Source organism: Micromonospora sp. NPDC049891 (genome assembly GCF_040660295.1).
Classification (GTDB): domain Bacteria; phylum Actinomycetota; class Actinomycetes; order Mycobacteriales; family Micromonosporaceae; genus Micromonospora.
Window position 1 is genome coordinate 209,010 of the sequence record NZ_JBFAML010000005.1, and the last position, 14,917, is coordinate 223,926.

At 69.9% G+C, this 14,917-nt stretch carries 17 protein-coding genes and 1 pseudogene; 12 read left to right on the plus strand and 6 right to left on the minus strand.

Going from position 1 to position 14,917, the window contains the following annotated elements; genetic code table 11:
* Positions 1 to 21: 21 nt before the first annotated feature.
* From AB0I71_RS09625 to AB0I71_RS09640, 4 genes are all read left to right on the plus strand, one after another.
* Positions 22 to 687, plus strand: a complete 666-nt coding sequence (locus AB0I71_RS09625; RefSeq protein WP_357582802.1) for a TetR family transcriptional regulator — start codon at positions 22 to 24, stop codon at positions 685 to 687.
* Between the two features lie 29 nt (positions 688 to 716).
* A complete protein-coding gene (locus AB0I71_RS09630; protein WP_357582803.1) occupies positions 717 to 1,436 on the plus strand; it encodes a hypothetical protein in 720 nt (239 codons plus the stop codon).
* 356 nt (positions 1,437 to 1,792) lie between these two features.
* Positions 1,793 to 2,320 carry a hypothetical protein gene (locus AB0I71_RS09635; RefSeq protein ID WP_357582804.1) on the plus strand — a complete coding sequence of 176 codons (528 nt, stop codon included), beginning with the start codon at positions 1,793 to 1,795 and terminating at the stop codon, positions 2,318 to 2,320.
* A 111-nt stretch (positions 2,321 to 2,431) separates the two neighbouring features.
* The gene (locus AB0I71_RS09640; protein WP_357582805.1) at positions 2,432 to 3,058 is read left to right on the plus strand and encodes a class I SAM-dependent methyltransferase; all 627 of its coding nucleotides are present in this window, start codon (positions 2,432 to 2,434) and stop codon (positions 3,056 to 3,058) included.
* Between the two features lie 74 nt (positions 3,059 to 3,132).
* Here AB0I71_RS09640 and AB0I71_RS09645 read toward each other — a convergent pair whose 3' ends face one another.
* Entirely contained in the window at positions 3,133 to 4,029 is an 897-nt protein-coding gene (locus tag AB0I71_RS09645; protein ID WP_357582806.1) for a hypothetical protein, read from the minus strand.
* Complete coding sequence (locus tag AB0I71_RS09650; RefSeq protein ID WP_357582807.1) at positions 4,026 to 4,409, minus strand: helix-turn-helix transcriptional regulator; 384 nt, start codon at positions 4,407 to 4,409, stop codon at positions 4,026 to 4,028. Before AB0I71_RS09650 ends, AB0I71_RS09645 begins: the two co-directional genes overlap by 4 nt.
* A gap of 354 nt (positions 4,410 to 4,763) precedes the next feature.
* Between AB0I71_RS09650 and AB0I71_RS09655 the strand changes: the two genes are divergently transcribed.
* Positions 4,764 to 4,889, plus strand: a complete 126-nt coding sequence (locus tag AB0I71_RS09655) for a hypothetical protein (RefSeq protein ID WP_357582808.1) — start codon at positions 4,764 to 4,766, stop codon at positions 4,887 to 4,889.
* Here AB0I71_RS09655 and AB0I71_RS09660 read toward each other — a convergent pair.
* Positions 4,886 to 5,569: a hypothetical protein gene (locus AB0I71_RS09660; protein ID WP_357582809.1), complete on the minus strand. Its 684-nt coding sequence runs from the start codon at positions 5,567 to 5,569 to the stop codon at positions 4,886 to 4,888. The two genes, AB0I71_RS09655 and AB0I71_RS09660, sit on opposite strands and share 4 nt — an antisense overlap.
* Positions 5,570 to 5,640: 71 nt before the next feature.
* Here AB0I71_RS09660 and AB0I71_RS09665 point away from each other — a divergent pair, with 71 nt between their 5' ends.
* The 7 genes and pseudogenes from AB0I71_RS09665 to AB0I71_RS09695 all read left to right on the plus strand — a co-directional run bounded on the left by AB0I71_RS09665 (position 5,641) and on the right by AB0I71_RS09695 (position 10,794).
* The gene (locus AB0I71_RS09665) at positions 5,641 to 6,450 is read left to right on the plus strand and encodes a hypothetical protein (protein WP_357582810.1); all 810 of its coding nucleotides are present in this window, start codon (positions 5,641 to 5,643) and stop codon (positions 6,448 to 6,450) included.
* Positions 6,447 to 6,845, plus strand: coding sequence for a GntR family transcriptional regulator (locus tag AB0I71_RS09670; RefSeq protein WP_357582811.1), 399 nt, complete (start codon positions 6,447 to 6,449; stop codon positions 6,843 to 6,845). Before AB0I71_RS09665 ends, AB0I71_RS09670 begins: the two co-directional genes overlap by 4 nt.
* Before the next feature lie 373 nt (positions 6,846 to 7,218).
* Complete coding sequence (locus AB0I71_RS09675) at positions 7,219 to 7,914, plus strand: proteasome protein (RefSeq protein ID WP_357582812.1); 696 nt, start codon at positions 7,219 to 7,221, stop codon at positions 7,912 to 7,914.
* A gap of 89 nt (positions 7,915 to 8,003) precedes the next feature.
* Positions 8,004 to 8,483 carry a YfbM family protein gene (locus AB0I71_RS09680; protein WP_357582813.1) on the plus strand — a complete coding sequence of 160 codons (480 nt, stop codon included), beginning with the start codon at positions 8,004 to 8,006 and terminating at the stop codon, positions 8,481 to 8,483.
* Between the two features lie 205 nt (positions 8,484 to 8,688).
* Entirely contained in the window at positions 8,689 to 9,573 is an 885-nt protein-coding gene (locus AB0I71_RS09685; protein ID WP_357582814.1) for an alpha/beta fold hydrolase, read from the plus strand.
* A 14-nt stretch (positions 9,574 to 9,587) separates the two neighbouring features.
* Positions 9,588 to 9,695 (plus strand): annotated as a pseudogene (locus AB0I71_RS09690) (IS5/IS1182 family transposase); the annotation flags it as partial.
* Positions 9,696 to 10,131: 436 nt separating this feature from the next.
* Positions 10,132 to 10,794 (plus strand): response regulator transcription factor, encoded by a 663-nt coding sequence (locus AB0I71_RS09695; RefSeq protein WP_357582815.1) that lies wholly within the window; start codon positions 10,132 to 10,134, stop codon positions 10,792 to 10,794.
* Between the two features lie 237 nt (positions 10,795 to 11,031).
* Here AB0I71_RS09695 and AB0I71_RS09700 read toward each other — a convergent pair whose 3' ends face one another.
* The 3 genes from AB0I71_RS09700 to AB0I71_RS09710 form a co-directional block, all read right to left on the minus strand.
* Positions 11,032 to 12,192, minus strand: a complete 1,161-nt coding sequence (locus tag AB0I71_RS09700; protein ID WP_357582816.1) for a monooxygenase — start codon at positions 12,190 to 12,192, stop codon at positions 11,032 to 11,034.
* Positions 12,193 to 12,573: 381 nt separating this feature from the next.
* Complete coding sequence (locus AB0I71_RS09705) at positions 12,574 to 14,025, minus strand: HAMP domain-containing sensor histidine kinase (protein ID WP_357582817.1); 1,452 nt, start codon at positions 14,023 to 14,025, stop codon at positions 12,574 to 12,576.
* Positions 14,022 to 14,714: a response regulator transcription factor gene (locus AB0I71_RS09710; RefSeq protein ID WP_357582818.1), complete on the minus strand. Its 693-nt coding sequence runs from the start codon at positions 14,712 to 14,714 to the stop codon at positions 14,022 to 14,024. The genes AB0I71_RS09705 and AB0I71_RS09710 overlap by 4 nt, the downstream gene beginning before the upstream one ends.
* Between the last annotated feature and the right edge of the window lie 203 nt (positions 14,715 to 14,917).

Genomic DNA, 14,917 nt, shown 5'->3' on the forward strand with positions numbered 1-14,917 from the left:
ACCTAAGTTAGGCTGGCGATCGTGACTTTCCAGCGGGCGCGAACCGAAGAGCAGCGGGAGATCCGCCGGCGCGCGATCCTCGACGCGGCGTCAGCGATGCTCGACGAGATGCCCGTGGCCGCGGTCACCCTGAACGAGCTCAGCCGCCGGGTGGGCCTGGCGAAGCCGAACGTGCTGCGCTACTTCGAGTCGCGTGAGGCGGTGCTGCTGGAACTGCTGGATCATTTCCTGGCGCAGTGGCTGGCCGAACTGACCGCCGAGTTGGCCGACGGCATCGACGAGAAGCTACCCATGGCCGAGCGGGCGGCGGCGATGGCCGAGATCATCAGCCGCTCACTCTCCGGCCGGGTGGTGCTGTGCGACCTCTTCGGCGCACAGGGCAGCGTCCTGGAACACAACGTCTCCGTCGAGGTCGCCATCCGTCACAAGCGCGCCTCCCTGGGTCGCCTGGCCACCATGGCCGACCTGATCCAGCAGCACCTGCCGGAGCTGGGCGGGAACGCGGAGCTGTTCAGCCTGCAGACAATGGTCATGGCCGGCGCGCTGTCGGCGTACAGCATTCCCCCGCCCAGCCTGGAAGCGGCCTACCGGGCCGAACCAAGCCTGGCCCGCTTCCGCATGGAGCTGAAGGACTCCTTGCAGCTGGCCCTGACCGCGACCCTGCTGGGCGTACTACCCCGCCGCTGACCCGAGACGGGATCGGACATCATCACAACATGGGCGACCTGCTGATCAATCTGCTGGCGAGTGTCATCGCCGGCACGGCCGTCTGGCTCACGGGGTTCCTGCTGCGACGACACAAGCTGAACCGGGCACGTGCCTTCTTCGGCCTCACCGCCGGAGCGAGTTGCCTGCTTGTGGTGTCCCGACACGCCTCCTCGCCGCGCGAGTTCAGCGTCCACCGTCGCGACGTCGCCGCGCTGGTGGAGCTGGCGACAATCGCCAGGGAATGCGGCGCCCGCGCGGACCGGGTCGGCGAGAACCAGCCGACCGGTGAGATCGGCCGGCTGACCGAGTTCTGCGTCGGCGGTCCCGGCGGTGCCAGCCCACGCAGCGCCACGCACGTACGCGCGATCCTCCGTGGCGTGACGTACGAGGTTTTCGACGAGGAGAAGCGTCGGCTGTCGTTCACGGTCGGCGGCACCGAGTACGTCTTCAGCCCGGAGACCAGCTACGTCCTGCTGGCCCGGTTCTGGGCACCAACCGGTGGCCGTCCGGTGTTCCTCATCGGCGGCCTGACCGCGGGCAGCAACCTCGCCGGTGCCCGCTACCTGGCCACCCACCACCCCGAACTCCACCGCAGGTACGGCGCCGACCGGCCCTTCGCCCTGGTGCTACGCATCGTCGAGCCCGCCGCGTACGGCACCGACTTCACCGAGCTGGTCGCCGACGTGACAGACGTCGCCTTCCAACCCGTTCCGCAGCCGGTGCAGTAGCCACCAGGTCGCCGGAAACGCGCACACGATGACTGTCGCTCGTTCTCCGGCACACCGGGACGGGAGTCAGCCTCCGCTGCCCTGATCCGGGAGTTCAGCACCAGGGCGGCTTGCACGCGTTCCGCGTCCTGCCGACCGTACGCGTCAGGCGGTAGCTCGGTGAGCCGCCGGATCACCTCGTCGGAGCTGCCGGGGGCCGGGAAATCCCGTCTGATCCTGCTGACCAGTCGCTTGATAGGCGTCGGCATGCTCTCGTCTCCCGAACCTCTACGGGCGAGCACTACGTTAGCTGAACTCCACGCGGCGGCGTGTCGACAGCAGGGAGGCCACGGGTGTCCGGGGGCAAGGGTTCTCAGATGAGTGCGGCGGGGGTCATCGTCGTCTCGGCGCTTTTCATCACCGCTGTCATCGTGAGTGTGTTCCGCAGCAGCGAAATGCTGGCCGCGCTGCTCGATCTGTTGTGTACCGAGTCAAGCTGCTCAGCGGTCGGCCTGGCCTTCACCGGCTGGGCCATCGTGGGCGGGCCGTTCCTGCTCGCCGGCCTGATCATTCTGATCTCGACGCCGAGCGCGACAGCCCGGTACGCGATGCTGGCGTGTGCGGGCCTGGGTGTCGTCGGCTTCACGGTGGTGTGGGCGGGATTCGACAAGCTCCACGCCAGCTACCCCGACTTCGTACCGCTCCACGTGGGAGCTGTCGCGGCCATCCTCGCACTGGTCGTGGGCGGCACGATCAGCGGCGACCCGGCGCACCACAGTTGGGAGCGGCCCCGCTACTCCTCGTCGGCGCGGCTGCCGACGGCGGCGATGCCGCTGCTCGCGGTGGGGGTCTGCGAACTGCTCGCTCTCGCCGCCGTCCTGTTCTGGGTCACCGCATTCCGCTAGTGCGGTGTCCAGGAACGTTTGCGGTGTCGCGGCGAGGTCCAGTGAACGTTCCCGGCCACCGCACCGGATCTGACGCGCAGCACCGACACCACGACTCGTAACGTGAGCGGTGTGAGCAACAGTGACGGGCGTGACCTGGTCCGGCGAGGGTACGACGCCCTGTCCTACCGCTACCGCGCCGACGACGCCGACGACGGCCAGTACGCACCCTGGTTGGCCGACCTGCATCGGCGTCTACCGGCTGCGGGATCTGTCCTCGACCTCGGCTGCGGCTGCGGCGTGCCGGTCGCGCGCTTCCTCGCGGATGCCGGGCACCATGTCACCGGGGTCGACCTCAGCGACGTGCAGATCGACCGAGCCCGCCGCCTGGTGCCGACCGGCACTTTCCTCCGTGCTGACGCTGTTCATCTCGAACTGCCGCCGATGTCGTTCGACGCCGTGGTCTGCCTCTACGCCCTCATCCACATGCCGTTGGCCGAACAACCGCATCTCATCGGCCGCATCGCTTCCTGGTTGCGCCCCGGCGGTTGGCTACTTGCCACCACCGGCCACAACGCCTGGACCGGCACCGAGGACAACTGGCTCGACGGCCCCGCCACCATGTGGTGGAGCCACGCCGACGCCCCCACCTATCGGAACTGGCTGCAACAGGCGGGGCTCAGCATCACCTCGGAGGAATTCGTGCCAGAGGGTGTCAGCGGACACGCCTCCTTCTGGGCGCAGCGACCACCCGACTAGACCTCTTCATTCCAGACCGTTCCACCGATCCTGCCCGGGCGGTCCGGCCGTGGCCGGACCGCCCGGTCGGTTGGTCAAGCGCGGGTGCGCTGCCGCAGCCGGGTCGAGACGACCGCGCCGCCTGCCATGAGGACCGCGACGACAAGGGACGGCAGGGCGTCGGGCCGGTGCAGCAGCTCCCCCGTCGACAGGTCGTTCCCCAGTTGGTAGAGCGTGCCCAGCAGCAGGGTCGGGGCGACGGCGATCAGCAGTCGCTGGTCGGCCGTCGCCACCCACAGAAAGGCGGCGGCCGCAGCGATCACCATGGCGGCGGCGACGACCTGCGAGCCCATGTCCACCCTGCGGAAGCCTCCCGCAGGGACCAGATGCAGGGCGAGGATGCCTGCGGTAACCAGAACGGCGTTGGCCCGGGGCGTCGGCGGCACGTCCGCCGCACGCCGCAGGCCCACCAGGATCAACGGCGTGGCGACAACCGGCGCCCACCACTGCGGCAGGCCGTTGAGGAACAGGTACGGGGAGATCACGGTCGGCACCACCGCCGCAGCCACCGCCAGGACGGCAGCGGTGCGGGTGCGGCCCGCGACGAGCGCCACCAGCGCCGCAATCACCATTACCTCGTGTACGCCCTGATTCCGCAGGACGGTCGCAGGGTCCGAAAGTCCGCCGAACTGGAACGCCTCGACGAGATCGTCCAGGCCGATGAGCACGCCCAGCGCCAGCACCGCCATGGCGCCCAGGTGGATGCCCTGCCAGAGCAGCACGGCGGTGGGCCGGGCCGCGGTGCTGCCACCGTGCACCCGCAGGGCGCCCCGGATCAGCGACGCCGCCTGCCGGACGCTGGGCCAGCGGCGAGTGGTTGGTTCGTCGCCGATCAACGTGTCGATCAGTTCGTCGGCACGTTCGCGACGGTAACCGGCCGGGTAGGCCCGCAGCAGCATCCGGTAGCGCTTCTCCAGAACATCGGAACTCATGCTGGTCTGATCCTCGCGGTAGAAGGTTGATCGGTGCTTCCCTGCGGGAAGATCCGGTGCGGCAGGCGGTCCATGACCACCCGGGCGGCCCGGGCGAGCCGGTCGGCTTCCTCGGCGAGTACCCGGTAGCCCTCGTCGGTGAGCCGGTAGTAGCGACGGGCACGCCCGTTGACGATCTCCTCGCCGTCGGCGGTGATGAGCCCTTCGCCGAGCAGCCTGTCGATCACCGAGTACAGCGAGCCGGCAGCGAGTGTCACCCGCTCATCGGACAGCTCAGTCACCCGCTTGATCACGGCATAGCCGTGGAGCGGGCCACCGAGCAAAGCCGCGAGGACGAAGTACGACGGTTCCCGCAGCGCGGGACGCGAAGTCGATCGCATGGCCTGAATATACAAGTAACGCGAGTATCTTGCCAAGGTGACCGTGCACTGTGGTCGGCCGTGCCCACACCGGACAAGGCACCGCAGGCTCCGAACACCCGGCCAGGCTGACCTCGCTCCTGGCCTTCAGGCCTCCCGCCAACCAGGCGACACCCGGGCTCGACCACTCGCAGGGGAGATGCTTGGCCGCCCCACCCCACGAGACTCGTTCCAAGATCGCGTTGGGGCACCGGGGCTGGGTAGCCGCACTCGTCAGACGCAATCCCAGAAGAAGCGACCTTCGCGGAGGTCCGGCGAGAGGAATCCGTATCCGGTCCCTCCACCGAAGTTGAGGGCGTAGAGGTCATCGGGGCCGTGGCCCTCTCCACCGTCGAGCTGGAAGTGGAACCGCCAATCGGCTGGTATTCCCTGAAAGTCGGTCTGCCACAGGTGAGCCTTGCCAACGTGCAGCAGGCCCCGACCGGCATCGCCGTTGTCTAGCCGCGAGGCAGCCGGCAGGCGGCGTCGGCCAGGTGCTCCGGCCAGTGCACCGCCGCCGGGTCGGCGGGATCCGCCATGGTGCGCCACCCTCCAACCCGGAAGCTCGCAGCCGGCAGTGTCAGCTCGACGACCTGCTCGCCGCGCAGGCCGGTCGCTCGCACCGGAATCGCGCGTGGCCCCGCCGGCACCGCCGCGCAGTCCACGACCTCGTACTCCAGCTCCACCTTCAGGATCTCGTCAGGCAGCAACAGGTAGGGCTCGCCCGCAACAAGGTCCCGGCCGCCGGTGGTCCACCGGTTCTCCGAGACCTGGTGCGTCTCGCCGACGCGGACGGCCTCCAGCCGCAGTCCCGACGGCGACTCGCCGATCCCGACGATCTCCACGGCCCGACTGCCGTCATTGGACAGCCCGAAGGTGAAGCTGACCCGCCGGCTCGGGGTGCTGCCCGCGTTGAAGACGAAACTTGACTCCGCGTCACCGTAGCGGTAGCTGGACGGCCCCCAGCCGTAGTCGGCTCGCAGCCGTGGCGTGATCAGGCCGGACACGGCCACCAGATGGGCGAGCCCGGTGACGCCGGCCAGCACGAGGGCGGTGAGCACCAGCAGCCGACGGCCCCGACCGGTCAGCCTGCCGGCGTGCGGCTGGAGCGTCGTCCACACCTCGTCGGTCAGCGAGCTCACAGCCACCCCTCTCATCGGGAATTCAATGTATCAGTGCTCTGCTACATTGGCAGTCCCGTTCTGGAAGGGCGATGACGATGCCGGATCCGATGCTCGCCCCACTGGCGCTGGCGGTCGCGCTGCTCGTGTTCGTGTTCGCAGACATGCCCGTGGCGCGTCACCGGGTGACGCGGCTCGCCGCGCGACATGGCCTCACCGTGACCGTCGACAGCGGACCGCAGCTCATCGCCTACCTCGTGGTGACCCGCCGCTGGCGGGCCGCGGGGGCGGCGTTCGGCTGTACGCTGTACGCGCTGCAGGGCCTGGCCGAGCAGCGACTGGCCTTCAGCATCGTGTACGCCGTGGCGGGCTGGTTCGCAGGCGCTCTGCTGGCCGAGGTACGACTGGCACACCGCACCTCGCCGCGCCCCGCGGCGCTCCTGGTCCGGCGCACTTCCGAGCGCTACCTGCCCCCGCCGCTGCGGGCCGCCCTGCCGCTGTCGGTCGCCACCTGCCTGGCGCTCGCCGCGATCACCGTGACCACCCCGGCGGGTTCTCAGGCGGGCGCCCGCGTCGCCCTGTGGACCGGCACAGCCGTGCTGGTGTCGGTGCTCGCGTGGGTGGCCCGGCGCCGGGTGCTGCTGCGCCCGCAACCGCCGGGGCCGCCCGAGGTCCTCGCCACCGACGACGCGATCCGATCCCGGTCACTGCACGCGCTGACCGCCAGCGCCACCACCCTCATGCTGTACTGCGTCCTCGACGAACTCGCGAGGCTGTCGGCCGGTCAGGCGTCGGAGGCGTTGGCGGTGCCGCTGGTGGTGGCCGGGCTGGTGGTGGTGCCGCTGGCCGGCTGGCGGATGGCGACATCGCCCTGGCGGGTGCCGACGGCGGCCGCGCAGTGATCATCGAGCTCGACCCGGACAGCCCGACGCCGCCATACGAGCAGATCCGCGGGCAGATCGCCGCGATGATCCGCAGCGGCGCGCTGCCCGCGAAGACCCGCCTGCCTACCATCCGACAGCTCGCCGCCGACCTCGGGCTCGCCGTCAACACAGTCGCCCGCTCCTACCGCGAGCTCGAAGCTGCCAGGCTGGTGGTGACCCGCGTGCGGCACGGCACCACGGTCGCCGAGCGCAAGCCCGACCTCTCACGTACAGAGGTGCTCGCCACCCTCGACACGGCGGCACGAGCGTACCGAGCGGCAGCCCGCGAACTGGGCGTGAGCCTCGACGAGGCGGTGCACGCACTGCGCCAGGTGGACAGGGACGACACGCGGGACGGCGTCACCCGCGACTGACCGGACCGCGCCCACGCCGGCACCGCGCCACCTGACACCCCTCGAAGTCACCGTGCGCATAGGCTCCTCACCACCGGCGGAACTGCACCGGCGCTCCGCTGCCCGTGCTTCTGCCCTGGCCGCGCTCGGGCAGCGCCAGCAGCAACGCGACGAGGCACAGGTGACGGCCGGTGAGGCGTGGCACGAACGACATGATGTTCGCCACCCACTACGGCACGCGCCCGGTTGGCCCAGCCGCCGTCCGGGAGTTCCTGCGCGGGTAGGAGGGGGCTCTCATCCGGGGTAGTGAACGGGCCGACACCTGTCGGGGTGTAGGCAGGCGGGATGCCGGGTACCTCGCGAGCTACCCCGTACCCCTGCCCAGGAGGCCCCCATGACCGTCGTACTCGCCGTTGTCTGCAGCGACGGGGTGGTGATCGGCGCAGACTCTCAGATCACCGACAGCGACCGCGGTCTGAGCTTCCCCGCCCAGAAGCTGCACCCGCTGGGTTCCTGCGCCGCCTGGGGCGGCAGCGGCGCGCGGGGGGTGCTCAACGATCTGCGCCCCCTCCTTGAGGACTCGGCCACCGCGATCCTCGAAGCACCCGAAATCGGCGACGAGTTGCAGGAGCGCGTCCTGCCCGTCTTCAAGAAGCACTACGAGAACTACATCCCGGACGTGCCCGGCGAGGACGACGGCGGCGGGGTGTCGGCATACCTGCTCGCGGCCGGCTACAGCCAGGGCGGGCCGTGGATCGTGGAGATCAACCCCAACGGGCTCATCGGCCGTTACGAGGACGTGGGCTTCCACGCCATCGGCTCCGGCGCACCCATGGCCCAGCAGGCCGGCGCGCTGCTGTCCCACTTCCGGATGACCACACGCACCGTCGAGTACGGCGTGGTGGGCGTGGCACGGGTGCTGGAGGCGCTGGAACGGACCTCGCCGTCGGTCGGCAGGCCGTTCAGCATCGCGCGCATCCGCGAGGAAGGCGCCCACCACCTTGACGACAAAGAGATCGCCAAGGCGCTGAAGGACTCCCAGCGCTGGTGCGACCTCGAACAGGAAGCCCTCGACCGGCTGTTCGACTGACGCGGCGGGTCACGGCGACCGGCATGGTGGCGGCCCGTCGGGCTGTTTGGGCTGCGAGTGTCCCTCGGTCCGCGCGTAGCATCGCCGGCATGTTGGGGGTGCACTTCGCCATCACATCGGAGCAGGGGCGCTCGTTGCTAGCGGCGGACGACGGCGACGAGGTGGGCGAACTCCTTGAGGACATCGAGGAGTCTTGGGACGATGACGCCTCGAAGGTCGACACCGACAAAGCCTGGGACGCCATCCATCGCTGCCTGACCGATGGCACGCTCGACCCAGAGGGCGGCGTATATCCGTTGTCCCATGCGGTGCTCGGTGGCCGACACCTAGACGATGACTACTACGTCGTGTACGTCAGCGCCGCCAAGGTGCGGGATGTGGCCGAGGCTCTGCGGACTGTCGACCGAACCTGGCTACGTCGCCGCTTCGATGCCATCGATGACCGCGACTACGACGGCGCCCATGACGACGAAGACTTCGAGTACACCTGGCGCAACTTCGTTGATGTCAAGGCGTTTTACGACCGAGCCGCCGCAGCGGAACGTGCAGTGATCTTCACTGCCACCTGACCCAAGATCAGGTGCACTCATCTGGCCGCGATCCGAGCCTTCGCTGCGTCCGCTGCTGTTGATCGGCGCGCTCTCGGACTTCCGGTGACAGTGCATGTCGGGGCGTGGAAGGCCGAAGCTCCGGTTGGGCGCTCAACGTTGCTGGCCGAAAGCCACCGCTCAGGCTGGGCGCGGCGTCGTTGCCTGTGACTGATTGACTCGCTGCGTGGAGCTGTTCATCGATGCTGGCGACGTGTCCCTACCAGCCACGCTGGACGTGCCGCCGGACAGGCCGGCGCGTGGCGCGGTCGTCGTCCTGCACGGCTCTGGCAGGCCGCAGCGCTCGTACTTCCTGTACGAGCACGTGGCGCGTGCGTTTCCTGCGGCCGGTGTGGCGGTGCTGCGCTTCGACCGTCGTCCGCGTGAGCAGGGCGACGTGCCGTACGCCGTCCAGGCCGGTGACGCCGTGGCGGCTATCGCGGAGGTGCGCCGACACATCGGCGACGTCCCGGTGGGCCTGTGGGGCTGGAGCCAGGGCGCCTGGCCCGCGTCCGCAGTCGCGGCCCGTCGGCCCGAGTTGGTCTCTTTCCTCGTGTTGGTGGCCAGCAGCGGTGTGAGCCCGGCGGTTCAGATGAGGTACGGGACAGCGCAGCAGTTGCTCCTACGCGGCTACGGAAGCGCGGACTTGGCCGACCTGACCCGTCTGCGAGAAGCACTTGAGAGCGTCGTACGCGGGCACATCGACCGGGAAAGCGCTCAGGCGGTCATCGACCGGTACGCCGACCGGCCGTGGTTTCCACTCGTGTACGTCCCGCGTGACCTGCACAGCTATTCCGGCACGTGGGACGACATGGACTACGACCCGCAGCCGGTCATCGCGCAGGTGCGCTGTCCGACGTTGCTGTTCTACGGCGAGGCCGACGAATGGACTCCCGCCGAGGACAGCATCGCCGTGTGGCGGCGCGCCGCCGCTACCGGTGACCTGACCATCCACCGGCTTGCCGGCTGCACTCATCTACCGACCGTCGGTGGGGCCGACGCCGTTGAGGCCATCAGCTCCGACTACGGCAGCACGATGCTCTCCTGGGTCCAGGAACGAATCAATCGCTGAGCGGCAAGCAACCAGCCGCCCTCGAGACCTGGAAAGTCCCGGTCGAACTGGGCTGCTGCCCTCGCCGCGCAACCGAGATCGTGCAGGCCATCCTCGTCCTGCACCACGTCGAGGCGAACCGCACACAGAATGAAAGTGGCTCATACCGCGCCCGCAGGCACGTCATGACCACAATTTCAGCTGCAGGTCACCTTCCGCTACACGGCAGCCCCGGCCCGCTGGACCTCGGCGTGCAGGAGGCCCTGACCAACGCCCTCAGGCGCGTCGGTCCGCGCACCACCGTCGACCTGAGCCTGGCGGCCGACTCCTGCCAGGTCCCCATCGTCGTGCACGACAGCGGCCCGCCCGACGACGGACCCGCGCAGTCGGCCATTCGGCCTGAGCGCCGTTTAACAGTCGTCTCAGGTTCGCTCGGTATGAAGTAGGCATCGCCGGGCGACGCGGGTCTCGGCCTCGCCGGCATGGCCGAACGCGCCGCGCTCTACAGCGGCACGGTCAGCGCCAGCCCCGCACCGGGCGGCGGTGGGAGCGTCCACGCGACCCTGAAAGGCATCGTTCATGATCACTGTGCTCGTGGTGGACGCCCAGCCGCTGCAGCGCTTCGGGTTTCGGATGCTGCTGGAGAGCACCCCCGACACCGAGTTCGTCGGCGAGGCCGAGAACGGCGCCGAGGCCGTTCGGCGGATCACCGAACTGCGTCCCGACGTGGTGGTGATGAACATTCGCATGCCGGGCGTCGACGGGATCGAGGCCACCCGGCGCATCGTCGCCGCCGGCGGGCGTTCGCGGATCCTGGTGCTGACGTTCGACGTGGACCGGTACGCGCTCGCCGCGCTGCGGGCCGGGGCGAGCGGTTTCCTACTCAAGGACACCCGCCCGGAGGAACTGCTCGCCGGCATCCGGGCCGTCGCCGCCGGGGACACGGTGATCGCGCCGGCGCTGACTCGGCGGCTGCTCGACGCGTTCGTCGACCGGCTCGACGATGACCTCTGCGGCCTCGTGCGGCAGGATCCCCGGCTTGACTCCCTGACCGACCGCGAGCACGAGATCCTCGTCGCCATCGGCCACGGCCTCACCAACGGCGAGATCGCACAACGGTTCACGCTGTCGGAGTCGACGGTGAAGACCCACGTCGGGCGGGTCCTCGCCAAGATCGGCGCACGGGACCGGATCCAGGCCGTCACCCTCGCCTACGACCTGAGACTCACCCGGCCGAATTAGCGCTTCATCTCGCGCGTCCCTCAGGGGCACGATCGTAGTTCCCAGCCGCACCGCTCCGGGCCGATCCGTTCCGGGTGATCAACCGCTCCGCTGTCGGGTCCACGTGCAGCCGCCCACGTCACCGCCTGTCCGACCGCCGCGATGCCGCACGGATGTGAGTTCAGTGCCCACGTGTGTGAGCTCAGAGCTGTCTTTCGGCTTGTTGACCTCAATGAGCTCACACACGTTCGCGCTTCGTCAGGACTTGCGGGGGGAAACCGTCATGATGCCGATGCACATCTCGTCGCTGGTGCCGTCGCCCCACACCACGTAGCGCGGCGGCAGCTTGCTCAGCTGCGGCACGCGTTTGCGCAGCCCCGCGTCGTGCGTGCACGTCACCCGCAGCGTATCCCCCGGGCCGATCTCCACCGGCGACGGCAGCTTCATCAACCGCTGGTTGTCGAAGTCGAACTGCGGCACGTCCAGCACGACCTTGGCCTTCGGCGTGCCCGGGTTGAGTTCGACCTTCATGGCCCGCCCGAGCATGTGCATGTGGCCGAAACCGGCGAACAGCGTCATCGGTGCCTCCACCTTGTGGTCGCAGGTCTGGGTGTCACCGGGCTTCGGCTCGCCGCCCTGGTTGCACTCCTCCACCTGACGGTCCGCCATCTCGCCGACCTCCGGACCGAACCGCTTGGTCACGTCTGCGATCGAGGTCGCCCGGTCACACAGCGGGCCCGATTCGTCGGCGGCGCAGGGCAGGTCGGTCGGCGCGTCGAGCGACCACGTCTCGAGTTCCCGCGTCTGCGGCGTGCCGTCCGTCAGCCGTAGCCGCACCGCCGAGCGGTCCGACCCGGCGGGCTTGCCGTCGGTCGCGAGCAGGTTGTAGTGGATCTGGAGGATGAGCAGGCTGCCCGGCTCCAGCTTGTGGCCGGCGTCCTGCGTGAGCAGCGTCTCCGTGGCGCCCGGTGCCCAGGTGTCCACCCACGCCGCGTCCCCCTCTTCCACCTCGGCGCCGGCCACGCCGGTCCCGCCGAAACACTGCCAGCCGGGGCCGGGGGTCTTCGCGTCCTGCTCGCGCACCGCGGCAGCGCCGCCCGGCGGCACCGCGTACACGATGGCGTGGTGTGCGATGGCGACGTTCTCCGGCGTGAACTGGGTCCCGGTCAGGAATGCCGCCTTGGTCAGGCCCGGATCGATCATCTGGCACCGGTACTCGTCCGTGCCGCCCTCCGGCGGCGCGGGGGTGTATGCCTCGGGCATCTTCAGGTCGACGAACCGCTCGCCGGCGCGCAGCGGCTGCGGTGGAGCTGACGACCCGCCCGCGTGCGCGCCGTGCGATCCGGTCGCGGCGGGAGCCGAACTGTTGTCGGCGTCCGGCCCGCAGGCGGCAACTGCGAACGCCGTCGCCAGCGCCATGGAGCCCGTCCCGAACCTCCACAGTGGCCTACTAGGTTTCCTCATGGCCTGAACGCTAGGCCTGATTCTGTCCCGTTTCGTCGTACTGCGGCCTCATCCTCGGGAGTGAGGCGGTACCGCGGTACTACCTCTCCGGAGCGCCGTTCGACAGCCGCACGAGACTCAAGGCCGGTCGCAGCTGGGCCCGAAGCCACGCCCACGAAAGTGTGCCGTCGATGGACGGAAGCCAAGCTCTCAGCTCAGAACCGGCTTCTACGCCTGCCTGACCGCGCGGGTCGACGCCAGCGCACTGCGGTCTCCTGCCCCGAGCACCGCGGACCGTGCCCGAGGGCCGCCGTCCCTTGTCCTACGCCGACGCCGGGGCGGGGGGTGGGGGGTGGGTCAGCGCACCGCGCTGTCCTCCCCGGCGGCGCTGTGCGCGATCGGGGCGGGCGGGGTCGCGGCCGGAAGGTCGACCCGGAGCAGCGCGCCACCGCGTGCGGAGCGGGCGACGGTGGCCCGGCCGCTGTGGGCGTCGACGACCCGCTGCACGATCGACAGCCCGAGACCGGATCCGGGCAACGCCCGGGCGCTGTCGGCACGGTAGAACCGGTCGAACACCCGCGGTGCGTCGGCGGCGTCGATGCCCGGCCCGGCGTCGTCGACCTCGAGCACCGCCGACGCGCCCTCGGCACGGAGCCGGACCTGGACCGGCTGGTCTGCGGGGGACCACTTGCCGGCGTTGTCGATGAGGTTGAGCACCGCCCGCTGGAGCGCAGCGGGACGGCCGCTCACCCACACGGAGGTGAGGTCGAGCGCGAACTCGATGTCGGGCACACGGGAACGCGCCCGGGTCGCGGCGGCCACCACCACGTCGGCGAAGTCGAGCAGCTCGGTGTTTTCGTCGCTGACGTCACCGCGGGCCAGTTCGGTCAGCTCGGCGGCAAGGGTGCTCAACTCGGCCACCTGAGCGCCGAGATCGTTGAGCAGCCGGGTCCGGCTCTCCGCCGGCAGTGCGCTGTCCAGGGTGCCGCGCCGATCGAGCCGGATCAGCAGCTCGACGTTGAGGCGCAGGCTGGTGAGCGGGGTCTTGAGCTCGTGGGCGGCGTCCTCGGCGAGCAGCCGCTGGGCCTGTCGGGAGTCCCGGAGCGCGGCGAGCATGTCGTTGATCGACTGGATCAGCCGCCGGATCTCGCCACCGCCTTCGTCCCGGATGTGGGCGTCGAGATCCCGGGTGTGCGCGACACGTTCCGCGGCGGCGGTCAGCCGGTCGATCGGTGCCAGCCCGGTCCGTGCCACGGTCCGCCCGACAAGGGCGCCGCCGACCACGCAGAGCAGCCCGATCAGCAGCATGCCGAACCCGAACTGGTTGACCGGGCTGTCGTCGACGACGCGGGCCGCCTGGACCGCGCCGTCGCCCGCCCGGAGCGTGTAGACGAGGTAGCCCTCCTCGTCGCTGTCGTTCGACTCCATCAGGTCGGCCAAGCCGCCCTGCGCCACGCGCCCGGCGTGCTCGCTGACCGGGGGCAGCGCGGGTTGGCCGACCGGCGTCCGGGTCGAGCCGTCGGGCAGGATGACCCGCACCAGCGGACCGGATCCGGGATACGGTGGTAGCGGGACCTGCGCCAGACCGGCGCGCTCCGCGTTCGTCGCCAGGACGCGGGATTCGGCGCGCAACTGATTCTCGGCGGTGTCCCGCAGCTGCCAGTCCAGCAGCTCGCTGGCTATCTGAAAGGCCATGAACACGCTGACGGCGATGGCCGTCGCCGCGATCACCGTCAGCCTGGTCCGCAGGGACCGCCGGCGCCACCATCGGGTCAGCCGGCGCGGTTCCCGGCCGGCGGGCCTGCTCACGGAGGGGTCTCCCGCAACGTGTATCCCAGGCCGCGCAGCGTGTAGATCAATCGTGGCTCGCCCTCGGCCTCCATCTTGCGGCGCAGGTAGCTCACATACACCTGGAGGTTGTTGGCGGTGGCGCTCATGTCGAAGCCCCAGATCGCCTCGAACAGCGCGTCGCGGGTCAACACTCGGGTCGCGTTGCGCACGAGGACCTCCAGGAGGGAGAACTCGGTCCGGGTCAGGCGCAGCGGCCGCCCGCCACGCCACGCCTCGAACCTGTCGGGATCGAGCCGGACATCGGCGAACGACAGGATCTGCGACTCGCCGTCGCCCGCCGTGCGGCGGCGCAGCAGGGCCCGCACCCGGGCCAGCAACTCCTCGGTGGCGAACGGCTTGGGCAGGTAGTCGTCGGCACCCGCGTCCAGCCCCGCGACCCGGTCGGAGACCTGGTCACGGGCGGTCAACATCAGCACCGGCAGATCCCGACCCGCGGCCCGCAACCGCCGGCAGGTCTCCAACCCGCCGAGGCGGGGCATCATCACGTCGAGGATCAGCAGATCCAGTGCGTCGCCGCCGGCCCCGCCGAGTCCGTCGAGCACGGCGAGACCGTTGGCGACGGTGCTGGTGTCGTAACCCTCGACCTGGAGCACCCGCTCCAACGACTCACGGATGGCCGCGTCATCATCCGCGATCATGATCCGCACGCCGACCCGCCCCCTTCCAGCCGACGCTCTTGCCGCTCATTCTCCCCAATCAACCTGAGGCCAGGATTAGCGTGTCGCTGGGACCGCGCTCTTACGGAAGAAATGGAACCCACCGTCGGCTCGCGAGCAGGGGAGGACCAGATGACCAGCATCGCACCCGGCAACCAGACAGTAGATCCTCCGCGCCGGTCACGGACGCTCCG

Coding starts and splice junctions, on each gene's coding strand:
- AB0I71_RS09645 (WP_357582806.1), bottom strand. CDS start 4,029: ATGAGTTCCGATGTTCTGGAGAAGCGCTACCGGATGCTGCTGCGGGCC.
- AB0I71_RS09680 (WP_357582813.1), top strand. CDS start 8,004: ATGTTGGGGGTGCACTTCGCCATCACATCGGAGCAGGGGCGCTCGTTG.
- AB0I71_RS09665 (WP_357582810.1), top strand. CDS start 5,641: ATGACGATGCCGGATCCGATGCTCGCCCCACTGGCGCTGGCGGTCGCG.
- AB0I71_RS09650 (WP_357582807.1), bottom strand. CDS start 4,409: ATGCGATCGACTTCGCGTCCCGCGCTGCGGGAACCGTCGTACTTCGTC.
- AB0I71_RS09675 (WP_357582812.1), top strand. CDS start 7,219: ATGACCGTCGTACTCGCCGTTGTCTGCAGCGACGGGGTGGTGATCGGC.
- AB0I71_RS09630 (WP_357582803.1), top strand. CDS start 717: ATGGGCGACCTGCTGATCAATCTGCTGGCGAGTGTCATCGCCGGCACG.
- AB0I71_RS09695 (WP_357582815.1), top strand. CDS start 10,132: ATGATCACTGTGCTCGTGGTGGACGCCCAGCCGCTGCAGCGCTTCGGG.
- AB0I71_RS09635 (WP_357582804.1), top strand. CDS start 1,793: ATGAGTGCGGCGGGGGTCATCGTCGTCTCGGCGCTTTTCATCACCGCT.
- AB0I71_RS09700 (WP_357582816.1), bottom strand. CDS start 12,192: ATGGCGCTGGCGACGGCGTTCGCAGTTGCCGCCTGCGGGCCGGACGCC.